The sequence below is a fragment of the Mesorhizobium sp. M1406 genome (assembly GCF_040317555.1).
Classification (GTDB): domain Bacteria; phylum Pseudomonadota; class Alphaproteobacteria; order Rhizobiales; family Rhizobiaceae; genus Mesorhizobium.
The window spans coordinates 1-14,718 of record NZ_JAMYKW010000063.1; the positions used below are offsets into that span (position 1 = coordinate 1).

Annotated in this window: 10 protein-coding genes; 4 read left to right on the plus strand and 6 right to left on the minus strand. The window is 63.6% G+C overall.

Translation table 11 applies throughout. The features are described from left to right. Positions 1-195 precede the first annotated feature (195 nt). The 6 genes from NKH03_RS29305 to dnaK form a co-directional block, all read right to left on the minus strand. Complete coding sequence (locus NKH03_RS29305; RefSeq protein ID WP_352972330.1) at positions 196-483, minus strand: DUF1330 domain-containing protein; 288 nt, start codon at positions 481-483, stop codon at positions 196-198. A gap of 28 nt (positions 484-511) precedes the next feature. Next, positions 512-1,225, minus strand: a complete 714-nt coding sequence (gene pyrF / locus NKH03_RS29310; RefSeq protein ID WP_352972332.1) for an orotidine-5'-phosphate decarboxylase — start codon at positions 1,223-1,225, stop codon at positions 512-514. After that, the gene (locus tag NKH03_RS29315; protein WP_352972334.1) at positions 1,222-1,818 is read right to left on the minus strand and encodes an NADPH-dependent FMN reductase; all 597 of its coding nucleotides are present in this window, start codon (positions 1,816-1,818) and stop codon (positions 1,222-1,224) included. Before NKH03_RS29315 ends, pyrF begins: the two co-directional genes overlap by 4 nt. Before the next feature lie 355 nt (positions 1,819-2,173). Continuing rightward, the gene (pmtA, locus tag NKH03_RS29320) at positions 2,174-2,776 is read right to left on the minus strand and encodes a phospholipid N-methyltransferase PmtA (RefSeq protein WP_352972336.1); all 603 of its coding nucleotides are present in this window, start codon (positions 2,774-2,776) and stop codon (positions 2,174-2,176) included. Positions 2,777-2,946: 170 nt separating this feature from the next. Then, a complete protein-coding gene (dnaJ, locus tag NKH03_RS29325; RefSeq protein WP_352870274.1) occupies positions 2,947-4,077 on the minus strand; it encodes a molecular chaperone DnaJ in 1,131 nt (376 codons plus the stop codon). A gap of 213 nt (positions 4,078-4,290) precedes the next feature. Beyond that, positions 4,291-6,207, minus strand: coding sequence for a molecular chaperone DnaK (gene dnaK, locus NKH03_RS29330; RefSeq protein ID WP_352972338.1), 1,917 nt, complete (start codon positions 6,205-6,207; stop codon positions 4,291-4,293). A 213-nt stretch (positions 6,208-6,420) separates the two neighbouring features. On the opposite strand from dnaK, the gene NKH03_RS29335 reads away from it, so the two are divergent. The 4 genes from NKH03_RS29335 (at position 6,421) to NKH03_RS29350 (ending at position 14,568) form a co-directional block, all read left to right on the plus strand. Then, positions 6,421-8,655: an NHL repeat-containing protein gene (locus NKH03_RS29335; protein WP_352972340.1), complete on the plus strand. Its 2,235-nt coding sequence runs from the start codon at positions 6,421-6,423 to the stop codon at positions 8,653-8,655. A 10-nt stretch (positions 8,656-8,665) separates the two neighbouring features. Further along, the gene (locus tag NKH03_RS29340; protein WP_352972342.1) at positions 8,666-12,526 is read left to right on the plus strand and encodes a DUF7929 domain-containing protein; all 3,861 of its coding nucleotides are present in this window, start codon (positions 8,666-8,668) and stop codon (positions 12,524-12,526) included. A 214-nt stretch (positions 12,527-12,740) separates the two neighbouring features. After that, positions 12,741-13,418 (plus strand): ribulose-phosphate 3-epimerase, encoded by a 678-nt coding sequence (gene rpe, locus NKH03_RS29345; protein WP_352972345.1) that lies wholly within the window; start codon positions 12,741-12,743, stop codon positions 13,416-13,418. Positions 13,419-13,827: 409 nt separating this feature from the next. Beyond that, entirely contained in the window at positions 13,828-14,568 is a 741-nt protein-coding gene (locus NKH03_RS29350) for a GntR family transcriptional regulator (RefSeq protein ID WP_352972348.1), read from the plus strand. Positions 14,569-14,718 lie beyond the last annotated feature (150 nt).

The window sequence follows — 14,718 nt, forward strand, 5'->3', positions numbered from 1 at the left end:
TCCTGTGAAAGGACGACCAGGATCCTCTCGGTCTCCTTCCCACTTCAAACATAGCATGGGAACAACACACAGGATCCTCGGGTCTGCGCTGCGTCGCTACGCTCCTTGCTTCGCCCGTGGATGACGAAGGCGCTGGGCGTTTGCGCCAATCGCCAAGGTATGCCCGCGATTCGTCAAAACTGCTCCAGGCGGATTTTAGGCGCCCTCGACCAGCACGATCTCGCCGTCGGCGACCTTATGGCGGATGGCGGCGGCGCGCTGGTATTCCGGCGAGTGGTAGCAATCATGTGCGGCGGCGAGCGATTCGAACTCGATGATGACGTTGCGTGCGCGGCCCGGCCCTTCGGCCTTTTCATGCTGACCGCCGCGCGCCAGGAATTTCGCGCCGAAGCGCTCGAAGGCAGGCTTGGCGGCGGCGACATAGTCCTTGTAGCCTTCGGTGTCGCGTACATCGACGCGGGCGATCCAGTATCCCTTGGGCATTTGTTGTCTCCGAAGTCGTTCTTTTGGGTTATGCGGCGCGCATTTCGTCAAGGATGGCTTCGGCCGCTGCGCGCCGGTCGCTCGCCGCGACGATAGGCCGGCCGACGACGAGGTGGCTGGCGCCGTTGCGGATTGCCTGTCCCGGTGTCACGACGCGCTTCTGGTCGCCATGGTCGCTGCCGGCCGGCCGGATGCCGGGCGTCACCACCGCCATGTCGGGCCCGACGATGCGGCGCACCGCTTCGGCCTCCGCCGCCGAGCAGACGATGCCGCCCATGCCGGCATGCAGCGCCTGTTCCGAACGTCGCAGCACCAGCGTATGCGGGTCGTATTCGTAGCCGACATCGATCATGTCCTGCTCGTCCATCGAGGTCAGCACACTGACGGCAAGCAGGCAAAGGTCGCTGCCGCGCGCTGCTTCCACAGCCGCCGCCATCGCCTTGGGATAGGCGTGGATGGTCAGCATGGTCATGCCCATCTTGACGATGTTCTCGACGCCCTTGGCCACCGTGTGGTCGATGTCGAGCAGCTTCATGTCGAGGAATATCCTCGTTCCGCCGCTGGCCAGTTCCCTGGCGAAGTCGAGCCCGCCGGCGAAGGCCAGCTGATAGCCGATCTTGTAAAACGAGACGACGCCATCAAGTTCGAGCACCGCCTGCTCGGCTTGCTTCACGGTCGGTACATCGAGGCCGACGATCAGTCTTTCTTGCATGGATTGGGCCTGCATCGTTCCGGCAATCATGTCTCGATCCGGGTCGACAGCATGCGCGAGGTTTCGATCAGCGTGCGGCATAGGTGCTCCATCGATTTATGCAGTCTTTCGTCACGGAAATGGCCGTCCTCGTCGAAGGCGTCGCCGCCCTCCGGCACCGAGCATTCCGGCGTCACCACCTCCATCTGGCAGCGCACCAGGACCGCGCGCAGATGGTTGATGCAGCGGATCCCGGCAAAGCGGCCCTTGGAGGACGAGCAGAGGCCGGCAACCTTGCCGGCCAGCGGCCGGACCGATCGGCCACCATCCCTGCGCACCCGGCTCACCCAGTCGATCGTGTTCTTGAGCAGCGGTGGAATGGAGCCGTTATATTCGGGCGTGGCGATCAGCAGCCCGTCATGGGCGATAATGAAGCGGCCGAGTTGCATGGCGTTTTCGGGAACGCCTCTTTCCTTTTCCAGATCCTCGTCGAGGATCGGCAGGGGATAGTCGGCGAGCGAGATGCGGGTCACCTCGGCGCCTTGCATGGCGAGTTCCTTTTGCGCCACGTCGGCGGTCCTGCCGCTGTAGGCGCCGCTGCGCACCGAGCCGGCGAAGACGAGGATTTTCGGGATCACTGCCATTGGCCACCCTTGTTCCCGGACAGGTACAGCCAAGGTTCGAGCAAATCAACGCGTTGGCGCCACAAAACGTTCGAGATTAGCAGAAGCCCCCGAACTTCGTCATCCCTGGGCGAAGCAGGAGCGAAGCTCCGTCGCGGAGACCCTGGGATCCATGCCGCGACGATGGTCGGAGAGTGCCGCGGCGCAGAATCTTGCGCCGTAGCGGCGCCCAAAAGTCGCGGCATGGATCCTCGGGTCTGCGCTGCGTCGCTACGCTCCTTGCTCCGCCCGTGGATGACGAAATGAGAGATGTTTACGCCAATCGCCAAGGTATGCAGCCAGCGCTAGGAACCGCGAACGGCTCCGCACGGAGGAACTAATGCGCTCCGCGCCGGTATATCCACAGCTGCGTAGGCGGGATGTTGCGGATGACGAAATGGAAATGTTCGACGCTGTAGTTGCCGCGGCCAGCCGGGATCGGCGACATCGGGCCATAGGTCAGCTGCACGATCGGTCGCCCGGCCGGGATGCGGTCGAGCAGGCTCTCGATATAGGCGATGCGCTGGGCGACCGGAAAGTTGAGCAGCGGCACGCCGGAGACGACGGAATCGAAGATCATCCCGCTCTTGTCGCCAAGCGTGGCGTTGAGGTTGAAGGCATCGCCCTCGATGACGTTGACGCCGGGATATAGCCGCCGCAGGTGGCGCACGAAATCCGTGGAATATTCGACCGCGTAGAGATTTTCGGGCCGCACGCCCTGCGCCAGGATGGCGCGGGTGATGACGCCGGTGCCGGGACCGACTTCGAGCACCGGCAGGCCGGATTTCGGGTCGACGATCGAGGCCATCTTGCGGGCGGTGGTCGAACTGGTCGGCACGATCGAGCCGACCGTCTTTGGCTTATCGATCCAGCCCTTGAAGAATTTGAGCTCGTCGTCGAACTTTTCGGCAAGCGCCTTGCGCAGTCCGGGACGTGTCATGCAAGCTCTCCTCAGCGCTCCCCTTCAAGCTACTTAACACTTGAGCGGCGCAAGGCAAGGCGCGGCCAGGCGCATGTCGTGGATAAGATAATCTTCGTCGCGTCTCAAAACAATGCGCGGGTCACGGATTTTCGCGACCCAAACCGGTTTCCGCTGCTGGCCAACGCGCATCAACGCTCGCCAAAAGATTCGAAGAAATCCTTCATGCGGGTGAAAAAGCCGCTCGATTGGGGCGAATTGTCCTGCGAGGAGAGCTGTTCGAACTCCTCCAACAGCTCGCGTTGGCGGCGGGTGAGGTTCTGCGGCGTCTCGACCGCGGTCTGGATGTAGAGGTCGCCGATATTGGGCTGGCGCAGCACCGGCATGCCCTTGCCCTTGAGGCGGAACTGGCGCCCGTTCTGGGTGCCTTCCGGCACTTTCACCTTGGTCTGCGTGCCATCCAGCGTCGTCACCTCGAAGGAGCCACCAAGGGCGGCCGTCGTCATCGAGATTGGCACCTTGCAATAGAGATCGGCACCGTCGCGCTGGAAGAACTCGTGCGGCTTGACCGCCAGGAAAATATAAAGGTCGCCCGACGGCCCGCCGCGCAGGCCGGCCTCACCTTCATTGGCAAGGCGAATGCGGGTGCCGTCCTCGATGCCGGCCGGGATGTTGACCGACAGCGAACGCTCCTCGGTGACACGGCCCTGGCCGGCGCATTTCGGACATGGGTCCTTGATCGTCTGGCCACGCCCCTGGCATTGCGGGCAGGTGCGCTCGATCGAGAAGAAGCCTTGCGTGGCGCGCACCTTGCCGTGGCCGTTGCACATCGAGCAGGTGACGGGCTGGGTGCCGGGCTTGGCGCCGCTGCCCGAGCATTCCGAGCAGGAGATCGAAGCCGGCACGCGGATCTGCGCGGTCTTGCCGGTAAACGCCTCTTCCAGCGAGATTTCCATGTTGTAGCGCAGGTCGGCGCCGCGTTCGCGGCCGCCCGACGAGCGGCGCTGGCGCCCGCCCATCATGTCGCCGAAAATATCCTCGAAGATGTCCGCGAAGCCGCCGGCGCCAAAGCCCTGCGCGCCGCCATTCATGCCGCCCTGCTCGAAAGCGGCGTGGCCGAAGCGGTCATAGGCCGCGCGCTTCTGCGGGTCCTTCAGCGTCTCGTAGGCTTCGTTGATTTCCTTGAACTTGTGCTCGCAGGAATGATCGCCGGGGTTGCGGTCGGGATGGAACTGCATGGCGAGCTTGCGGAAAGCGCTCTTGAGCTCCTTCTCGTCGGCGCCTTTTTGGACGCCCAGCGTCTCGTAGAAATCAGCTTTCATTTTTTCCCGCTGTCCGGATGCTCAACGTCTTGAAGCATTGTTGCGTCTCTTGCCGGCACTGACGCTTCGATTTAGGTGCGATGGAACCGCGATGCCAGTGTCGGCGCGGCTTTGCCCGCATTTTTTCGGCGTGGTCCGCTGTTTTTCCGCAAAGGGTTGCAAAAAAGCCCGGCTCTGTGCCGGGCTTTTCGCACTATCTTGCCGTCAAACGGTTTAGGCCGACTTCTTCTTGTCGTCGTCCTCGTCGATTTCCTCGAAATCGGCGTCGACAACGTCACTGTCCTTGGCGGCGTCCGCCTTGGCGTCGGCTTCCGCCGCTTCCTTCTGCGAAGCCTCGTACATGGCCTGGCCAAGCTTCATCGAAGCCTCGGCAAGCGCCTGGCTCTTGGCTTCGATGTCGGCCGCGTCATCGCCTTCGGTCGCGGTCTTCAGCGCCGCGATCGCGTCGGAGATCGCCGTGCGCTCGGTCTCCGAAACCTTGTCGCCATATTCCTTCAGCGACTTCTCCGAGGAATGCACCAGCGCCTCGGCCTGGTTGCGGGCTTCGACCAGCGCACGCCGCTTCTTGTCGGTCTCGGCATTGGCCTCGGCGTCCTTGACCATCTTCTCGATGTCGGCGTCCGAAAGACCGCCCGATGCCTGGATGCGGATCTGGTGCTCCTTGCCGGTGCCCTTGTCCTTGGCCGAAACGTTGACGATGCCGTTGGCGTCGATGTCGAAGGTGACCTCGATCTGCGGCACGCCGCGCGGCGCCGGCGGGATGCCGACGAGGTCGAACTGGCCGAGCGCCTTGTTGTCGGCGGCCATTTCGCGCTCACCCTGGAAGACGCGGATGGTCACGGCCGACTGACTATCCTCGGCCGTCGAGAACACCTGGCTCTTCTTGGTCGGGATCGTCGTGTTGCGCTCGATCAGGCGGGTGAACACGCCACCCAGCGTCTCGATGCCGAGAGACAGCGGCGTCACGTCGAGCAAAAGCACGTCCTTGACGTCGCCCTGCAGCACGCCGGCCTGGATGGCGGCGCCGAGAGCGACGACCTCATCCGGATTGACGCCCTTGTGCGGCTCCTTGCCGAAGAACTGCTTCACGATCTCCTGGATCTTGGGCATGCGGGTCATGCCGCCGACCAGGACGACCTCGTCGATCTCGCCGGCCTTCAGGCCGGCATCCTTGAGCGCCGCCTTGCAAGGGGCAATCGTGCGCTGGACCAGGTCATCGACCAGCTGCTCGAACTTGGCGCGCGTCAGCTTCAGCGTCAGGTGCTTCGGCCCGGTCGCGTCGGCGGTGATGAAGGGCAGGTTGATTTCGGTCTGCGTTGTCGACGACAGCTCGATCTTGGCCTTTTCAGCCGCCTCCTTGAGGCGTTGCAGGGCGAGCTTGTCGTTCTTCAGGTCGATGCCCTGTTCCTTCTTGAACTCGGCCGCCAGGTATTCGACCAGGCGCATGTCGAAATCCTCGCCGCCGAGGAAGGTGTCGCCATTGGTCGACTTGACCTCGAACACGCCGTCGCCGATTTCGAGCACCGAGATGTCGAACGTGCCGCCGCCAAGGTCATAGACGGCGATGGTCTTGCCTTCCTTCTTGTCGAGGCCATAGGCAAGCGCCGCGGCCGTCGGCTCATTGATGATGCGCAGCACTTCAAGGCCGGCGATCTTGCCGGCGTCCTTGGTTGCCTGGCGCTGGGCGTCGTTGAAATAGGCTGGAACGGTGATGACCGCCTTCTCGACCTTCTCGCCGAGATAGGCTTCCGCCGTTTCCTTCATCTTCTGCAGGATCATGGCCGAAATCTGCGAGGGCGACTGCTTCCTGCCGCCGGCCTCGACCCAGGCATCGCCATTGTCGCCCTTGATGATCTTGTAGGGGACAAGCTTCTTGTCCTTTTCCGTCACCGGATCGTCATAGCGGCGACCGATCAGGCGCTTGACCGCGAAGATGGTGTTTTCAGGATTGGTGACCGCCTGGCGCTTGGCCGGCTGGCCGACGAGACGTTCGTCGTCGCCGCTGATGGCGACGATGGAAGGCGTCGTGCGCGCCCCTTCCGCATTCTCGATTACCTTCGGCTCCTTGCCATCCATGATGGCGATACAGGAGTTGGTGGTGCCAAGATCGATACCGATTACTTTTGCCATTTTTCTAATCTCTCCGCTAAGCAGGCTCTCAGGACCCGTACAGGCATTCCGACGAAAGCCCCTGTTCACAAGAAATTCCGTTCCGGCAACCGGCGTTCCGGCACCGAACGGCTTGGCGCGTATATAAGAACAGGCTGCAGCGCGCGCAAGCATTCTGCGCAAGGCTTCCATGAACCTTTCCACTTCCGCCCGCGACTGATCTCCAGGTGCCGCATGGTGCGGCCCGGAAAGGAAGCACCCATGACCTATAACCCAGAGGCTCCGCGGTCTCCGGGAACAACGGGAGCTCGGCGCGACCACCGCCTTCGGGACGGGGTCGATGCGCTGGGCTTTCCGCTGATTCCGTTGACCCAGCGTAAGAGCAGGCGTATCGTGACAATGAGGAAAGCAGACAATTCGATCAGGGAAGAACGAGCCGGACCGCCGCGCCTTGCCCTGATTTGCGCGGCCCAACCGGACATTTCTCCCGTCGACTACGGGGGGAATGTCATGTCTCGCATCCGCGGCTCGTTCGTGTCGTCTCTTGATGGACATTTGCGCGGTATCGCGCACGCAAGCGGCGGATTGCTGGCGCTGGCGCTCAGCGCCGGTCTGTGGCTGGGCGCCGCGCAGGCGCAGGAAACCCGGATCATCTATCCCGGTTCCATGGCGGTGACCGGATTTTCCGGCACCGTCATTCCCAATTTCGACGAGGGCCTGCCGCCCGGCGTCGATCCGGTCGACGAAACCTTCATCGACGACACGCGCGCCACCTTGCGCGTGTTCGACGTCTCGCATCTGGGCGGGCCGGCCGCCGGCCAGCTCGTCAACACGCCGCCGCCTTTCGAGGTGACGGCAGACCAGATCGGCCAGGTGTTCGGCGTCACCTACGACGACGGCGTGCGCGACGGCGTTCCATCAGGCATTCCCAATCTCTATGCCGGGGCCACCTCGCTGCACGGCATCCGCATCGTCACGCCGGACGCCGACGATGACGGTCGCCCCGAGCGGCAGCGCCGCGGCACACCAGGCGCCACCTTCATGGATGGCCAGTTCGGCACCGAAAACGGTGGCGGGCCGGGCACCATCTGGAAGATCGACGGCATCACCGGCCAGGTCTCCAAATTCGCCGACATCGACACCAACAGCGGTCCCGGCATCGGCAACCTGACCTTCGACGCCGCTCACCGCCAGTTCTTCGCTTCCGACCTCGATACCGGCCTGATCCATCGCATCGACGCCGCCGGCGCGCTGATCGACAGCTTCGACCATGGCGTTGCCGGGCGCCCCGCGCACGGGCTCGCTCCCGTCGCCGACGATGGTTCGGTGATGGACATACAAGGCGCGGCTTTCGACAGCGAAGACCCCGACAGCTGGGGCTACACGCAGGACGAGCGCCGCATCTGGGCCGTTTCCTATCATGGCGGCCGGCTTTATTATTCGGTCGGTGAAAAGTCGGAAATCTGGTCGGTGGGCATCGCCCGCGACGGCACCTTCGCCGGCGGCCCGCGTTGGGAACTGACGGTCAAGGCCGACAAGGACTACGCCGTCACCGACATCGCCTTCGACAACAGCGGCTTCATGTACCTGGCCCAGCGCGGCCCGGTCGAGAACCGCTACGACTACAGCCAGTTCGCCGATTCCGGCAAGGGCGAGGTCATCCGCTACTTCAGAGAGAACCCGGACGATCCGGAAACGGAATCGGTCTGGGTCGAAGTGCCGCAGGAATACGCGGTCGGCTTCCCGCAGGGCAACCGGCAGTATGCCGGCGGCCTCGACCTGCAATATGGCTATGATGCCGACGGCAATCTCGACACTTCGGTCTGCACCCAGACGCTGGTCAACACCGGCGACAAATTGCGCGACAATCCGGCTCTCGCCGAACAGCTCGCCGCCGGCGGGCCGTTCGCCGTGCATGGCGTGCAGATCACGCCCAAGGAGCTGGTCAAACCAGCCAATGTGCCGCCCTTCGGCTCCTGGTTCGTCGACTTCGACAGCTATTTCGACGACCCGGAGGTCGAGGGCCATGTCGGCGACGTCGCCGTCTGGCATCCCTGCGAAGGCCGCGCCGGCTATTATGAAGAAATCCCGGGCGGCTATCTGCCGCCATTCTATCCGCCGGACTTCCCACCGCCCGGCAATCTGCCTCCATGTCTCGATGTCGACGACGTCCAGTACTACTGCACGCCTTCCGGCCTCGAGGCCGATCTCTATCTCCATGACCATGCCGGCTTCGGCGGCGATTCGATCAAGGCCCAGTCCAGGACGCCAGGCGTCGGGGTAACCACCCGGCAGTCGCATGCGCCCGGCAAGCCTTACACGATCGACATCACCGGCCACTATCCGGGCGACACAGTCGATGTCGGGCTCTGCTTCTACAGGAAGTCCGACAAGGACAAGGGTGGTTACTACCCTTGCTGCAAGATGACTTTGCCGCTCAGAACCCCAGCCGTCAGCTGCGAACGTTGAGGAGGGGAAGATGAAAAATCTCGCACTCTCCCCGCTCGCCCAGAACAGCCGATCAACCGGCACTCAAACAACCGTCATGGAGACGATCATGAAACCCCTGTCATACGCCAGGCGCGGCGCGCGCTGGCTGATGGCGGCCGGTATCGCGGTCGCCACGCTCGCCCCGATACAGAGTTTTGCGGAGGACACTGCCCCGATCACCCCGGAGCTGAAGCTCGATCTCGACAGTTCGCGCGTCATCACCCCGAGGCCCGACCGGGTCGTGCCCTTCTTCACCAAGAAAGGCACTCAAAGAGGCTGCGACTACGTCGTCTATTCGCTGAGCTTCGGCCTGCGCGGCGATCCGCGGGGCCTTGCCGACCCGAGCCTCGAGGCCAGGCTGAAGAAGGTCAGGATCGACTTCAAGGATCAGCTTCCGCACGGCCTTGAGATCGTCAACGTCAATGTGTCCGGCGACGGCACGGATTCGTCCGGCGGACCGCTGCCGGGGGCGACGATCAGCACGTCGGCAAATCCGAACGACACGGCTGTCGTTTCCGATTTCCGCATCTCCACTTCCGATCTCGACGGCGTCGGCGCTCCCAACGAGCGCGTCATCAACTTCGTGATCACGGCCAAGATCGATCATGCGGCATTTCCCGCGCCGACGATCATCGACAACCATGGCATGATCAAGGTGACCGCCGGACCGGGCACCGGGACCATCATCCCGTCGCAGGATCCGAGCAAGCCCGACGACGGCGACTTCAAGACCGGTGAAAAGACCTCGATCAAGATCGACGTCACCAAGTGCAATCCGCCACCACCACCTCCCGGCAAGGAATGCTTCAAGGTGGAGCGCGGCACGGTCGACTGCGTGCCAGGCGGCGGCGCCTTCATCTACCACATGCCGGTCGGCCCAGAGATGGGCGGCAAGTGGGTGCAGGTGTCGACGACCACGCCCGGCATCATCATCATCCCCGACACGCAGCTGGTGCCGGCGGGCGGCGGTGTGCTCAACTGGAAGATCGTCGGCGCCTCGCCCGGCGACGTCATCCACCTCATCGTCACCGGCATCGAAACCTATGCCGGTCCGAAGGAAGGCTGGGGCTTGTGCTGCACGCAGACGATCGACATCGTCATCCCGCGAGACCAGAGGTGCCCGCCCAAGGACAAGGAACCGGACCTCAAGGTCGAGAAACGCGCTGACGTGACGCGTTGCACGATGGGCGGCGGCTGCGACTTCACCATCAGGGTCACCAATGTCGGCACCGGTGCCTACCACGGCAAGATCGTGCTCGACGAGGTGACGCTGCCGGCCGGCTCGACGCTCGATTCAGGGCCCAATCCGCCCTGGGTCTGCGTGCCCGGCACCACCCCGATGACGTGCACCTATCCGGTGACCACGCTCAATCCGGGGGCCTCCATCGACCTCAAGCTCGGCTTCAAGCCGGCCGGGGGCTGGCAAGGCAGCGTCTTGCGCAACTGCGCCACCTATAATTATGGGGCCAGCGGCAAGCCGCTTTTCGGCAGCCAATCGAATGATCGCGGCTGTGCCTCGATCCCGATCTGCCGGCGTGGCGATCGTGACCGCGACTGCCGGCCGCCCGTCGAAAAGAAGGTCGACCTGATCCTGAAGAAGCGTGCCCGCATCCCGGTCTGCACGGCCGACGGCATCTGCTATTTCGTGATCGACATCATCAACAACGGCACATCAACCTATAACGGGCCGTTGACGGTGATCGACAGCTATCCGGGCGGTGCCCCGTCCTCCTCGACCTTCGGCCCGAGCCCGCCCTGGACATGCGGACCGAACGGCCCCGGCCAGTTCCGCTGCGACAATGCGGGAATCTCGCTGCCTCCGGACGCCTCGACACCGATCGTCGTCAAGGCGGTCATGCCGGCCGGCTACCAGTCGGACACGGTGGAGAACTGCGCATTGGTGAAGGCCATCCCCGGTGAAGACGACCTCACCAACAACAAGGCCTGCGCCAAGGAACGCTTCCGTCATCCCAATGGCGGCAAGCCCATCCTGCGCATCACCAAGGTGTGCAACGGCTCGCTCGCCGGCGCCGCGGTCGTCTCTTGCCGCATCACCGTCATCAGCCTTGGCACCGCTGCCCCAACCGGTCCGGTGCGGGTCAACGATGCCGCCACGCTGGTGGCTGGCGGCGCGCCCGTCCAGATCCAGACCGTCACCCCTGACGGCGCGGAATGGGCGTGCGGACCGGTCCCGGCCAATGCGCTGTCGTGCCAGATTCCCGGTGCCGTGATGACACCTGGAACCAGCCGCCACTTCGACGTGACGGTTTCGGCGAACGGCGCGTTCGAGAACTGCGCGCGGGGTTCGTATGGTCCGGCGCCGGGCGACGACATCGTCTATCCGATCGGCCAGGCCTGCGCCAAGGGCGGCGGCTCTTCGACCATCCGTGTCGAAAAGACCGGCGACCGCGAATGCAAGCTCGGCCAACCCTGCTCGTTCGAGATCACCATCACGAACGACGGCACAAGCCCCTTCTCCGGGCCGGTCCGCATCGGTGATGCGATCGGCGTGGAGGGTTTCGGCAGGCTGGAAGGCGTTGAGATCATTTCGATCCAACCGCCCTTCGGCTGCTCGCCGGAGCCGGCGACCTTGCCGCTGTCCTGCATTGCCAACCTGACGCTGGGCGCCGGCGAAAGCCGGGTGCACCATGTCACCGTGGTCATTCCCGACGACGGCCGCCTGGCCAATCTGCGGGGCAACGTCAGCGGCCAGAACTGCGTCGGCGTCCTGTCTCCCGACACGCGGGTGCAAGGCGGCGGCGACGTGCTTGGCGGTGACCTGACAAATGTGCAGGGCGATCGCGGCAGGGCCTATGCCTGCCATCCCTTCGCCATCAGCCAGGAGACCAAGAAGGAATGCTCGGCGGGCTTCGTCTTGAACGATGCCGGCCGGTGTGTCTGCCCGCGCGGTACGACGTTCCGCAACGGCCAGTGCTCGCCAGGCGGCGGTATCGTGCCGAAGCCGGAGCCGAAGCGCTGCGTGCTGCTCGAAGGCCAGATCCGCACCGAGGACGGACGCTGCGTCTGTCCACGCGGAACCGGGCTTGAGAACGGCAAATGCGTCAGGACCGACAAGCCCGAGCAATGCACCGTCCGTGGCCAGATCCACAATTCGGACGGCGATTGTGTCTGCCCCAGGGGTACGGAAGTCAGGGACAATGCCTGCCGTCCGATCCGGCCGAAGCCTGAGCAGTGCACGATCCGTGGCCAGGTCCACAATTCCGACGGCGATTGCATCTGCCCGAGAGGGACCGAGGTGCGCAATGGCGCCTGCCGTCCGATCCGGCCGAAGCCCGAGCAGTGCACGATCCGTGGCCAAGTCTACAATGCAGACGGCGATTGCGTCTGCCCCAAGGGTACGGAAGTCAGGGACAACGCCTGCCGTCCGATCCGGCCAAAGCCTGAGCAGTGCACGATCCGTGGCCAGGTCCACGACGCCAACGGCGATTGCGTCTGCCCGAAGGGTACCGAGGTGCAGGGCAATGCCTGCCGGCGCAAGCAGCCGACGCAGGAGCAGTGCGACATACGCGGCCAGATCCATAACAAGCGCGGCGAGTGTGTCTGTCCGCGTGGGACCGAAGTGATCGACGGTGCATGCCGCAAGCCCAGGCAGGAGGTGGAATGCGCACCGGGCTCGCAGATGATCAATGGCCAGTGCCAGCCGATCATCAGACGGCGCTGCCCTGAAGGCACGATCGGGCGGTATCCGAACTGCCGTCCGATCCGCGGGCAACCGTCGCTGGAGCTCAACCCGGGCCTGCTGCTGCAGGTACTGCCACGGCGCCAGCCGCAGGTCGATCAGCAGCAGGATCCGGATCCAAACAGAATCCTGAAACTCCAGCAGCAATAGGAATCTGCTCGACGCCAGACCAGAAACCCGCCGGAGCAATCCGGCGGGTTTTTCGTCAATGCTCCGGAGCAAGTGGAAATTGGCCGCGACACCATCGGAGACGCCGCAACGCCGGTGCAACCGCCGCGCCCGCGCTCTCGACAAGTTGGCTGGAGCGCATTAGGCAGTCGATAGAGTGGCCGGACGAAAAGGGCGCTCGGAAAGGCGGCCCCCCATGAGCAAAAAGACCCTGATCGCACCCTCGGTGCTGGCGTCGGATTTTTCCAAACTCGGTGATGAGGTCGAAGCGGTGGTGGCGGCCGGCGCCGACTGGATCCATCTCGATGTGATGGACGGGCACTTCGTGCCCAACATCACCTTTGGCCCGCCGGTGATCAAGGCGATCCGCGACCGCACCAAGGCCTTCTTCGACTGCCATCTGATGATCGCCCCGGCCGACCCCTATCTGGCCGCTTTTGCCGAGGCAGGCTGCGACGGCTTGACCGTGCATGCCGAGGCCGGACCGCATCTCGACCGCTCGCTGCAGACCATCAGGAACCTTGGCAAGAAGGCCGGTGTGTCGCTCAATCCGGCGACGCCGGAAAGCGCGGTCGAATACGTGCTCGACCGGCTCGACCTGATCCTGATCATGACCGTCAATCCGGGCTTCGGCGGCCAGGCCTTCATTCCGGCGATCGTCGACAAGGTGAAGCGGATCAAGGCGCTGATCGGCGGCCGGCCGATCCGCATCGAGATCGACGGCGGCGTTTCGGCCGAAACCGCGCCGCTGGTGACCGCCGCCGGCGCCGACGTTCTGGTGGCGGGCGCCGCCATCTTCAAGGGCGGCAGCGTCGAAGCCTACCGGCAAAACATCCAGGCGATCAGGACGGCAGCCGACAACGCAGTCGGCTAACTCACGGCGCATTCCGTCTTCAATCAATCCGATATGCCGGCCAAGGGGTCTGGTGCCGGAGCGCGGCTTATGAGGATATGATGCCCCAAAGCGGCAGCCGGCCTGATTCGGTTCCAATGTTCGTCGCCAGTGCGCACAACAGAACAGGTGGTCTCACGCGCATACAAAAGAACAGGGAATAGATTCTCCTGCGTGCATACAAAACATGTTAAGTTTCCGCAGGTTGTGGGAACGCGCGGAATTACAGCATCGAGCCCTGGAAAGTCGCATATTTCTTTGTGCTTGAGTACAATAGCGTGATCTTCTGCTTGAGCACACGACCGCAGGCGCTGTATGGTACATATGCGAAAAAGGGGGATGTTTTCGGACTCGAATTGCCCAAAATAAAAATTAGGGACAAGGAGTCGCTGTGACATATGGAGCTGCCAATCTGAGCGACGACGGCGCAGGCTCCAAGAGCACGCTTGCCAGCACCGTCTATCAGCAATTGCGTGACGACCTTCTCGGTGGTGTTCTTGAGGCCGAGAGCAAGTTGCGGGTCGAGTGGGTGGTTTCCAAATATGGGGCTGGCGCCTCCCCTGTCCGCGAGGCCCTCAATCGCCTCGCTTCGGAAGGGCTTCTCGGCCGCCACGACCAGCGCGGCTTCTTCATCATGCCGGTCAGCGCGTTGGAACTCGAAGAGCTGACGCGCACGCGTTGCTGGCTCGAGGAGCGGGCGCTTCGCGAATCCATCGCCCACCGCACCGCCGAATGGGAAGAACAACTCGTTCTGGCGCTGCATCGCCTGGGCCGCGCGTCACGTTTTTCGCCGCAGAATCCCGTCTCGCTCAATCCGGATTGGGAACGGCTGCACCGCATCTTCCATAGGGTGCTGATTTCGGCCTGCCGGTCGCAATGGCTGGTGGGATTCTGCGACCAGCTTTCCGATCACGCCTATCGCTACCGGCAAATGGTCAATGACGGCGAAGGCGTCCAGCGCGACGATTTCGGCGAGCATCGCCTGATCGCCGAATGTGCCCTTGATGGCGATGCCGACGGCGCCGTCGAGGCATTGATCAACCACTATCAACTGACCGCCGCCATGTGCATGAAACGCCTCAAGCAGGACGAAGCTACAAAGGTGATCGCCGGCAAGGCTGCCCGGCGATAGCGGTCGTTTCCGGCGGTCTTTTATAACCCATTGCTGGTAGCCTGTGGCATCGGCACGGCCGGCGTGAACCGCTGTCCGAGGCCTTGACGGCGCGGCCAAGAACCGCGAACTCTTCGCCGCCAAGGCATGCCGCTCCAGGCGAATGTGCAG

What these genes read in the sequence shown, in the direction of transcription:
- NKH03_RS29305 (WP_352972330.1), bottom strand. Translation starts at nt 483, where the DNA reads ATGCCCAAGGGATACTGGATCGCCCGCGTCGATGTACGCGACACCGAA.
- pyrF (WP_352972332.1), bottom strand. Translation starts at nt 1,225, where the DNA reads ATGATTGCCGGAACGATGCAGGCCCAATCCATGCAAGAAAGACTGATC.
- NKH03_RS29315 (WP_352972334.1), bottom strand. Translation starts at nt 1,818, where the DNA reads ATGGCAGTGATCCCGAAAATCCTCGTCTTCGCCGGCTCGGTGCGCAGC.
- pmtA (WP_352972336.1), bottom strand. Translation starts at nt 2,776, where the DNA reads ATGACACGTCCCGGACTGCGCAAGGCGCTTGCCGAAAAGTTCGACGAC.
- dnaJ (WP_352870274.1), bottom strand. Translation starts at nt 4,077, where the DNA reads ATGAAAGCTGATTTCTACGAGACGCTGGGCGTCCAAAAAGGCGCCGAC.
- dnaK (WP_352972338.1), bottom strand. Translation starts at nt 6,207, where the DNA reads ATGGCAAAAGTAATCGGTATCGATCTTGGCACCACCAACTCCTGTATC.
- NKH03_RS29335 (WP_352972340.1), top strand. Translation starts at nt 6,421, where the DNA reads ATGGTGCGGCCCGGAAAGGAAGCACCCATGACCTATAACCCAGAGGCT.
- NKH03_RS29340 (WP_352972342.1), top strand. Translation starts at nt 8,666, where the DNA reads ATGAAAAATCTCGCACTCTCCCCGCTCGCCCAGAACAGCCGATCAACC.
- rpe (WP_352972345.1), top strand. Translation starts at nt 12,741, where the DNA reads ATGAGCAAAAAGACCCTGATCGCACCCTCGGTGCTGGCGTCGGATTTT.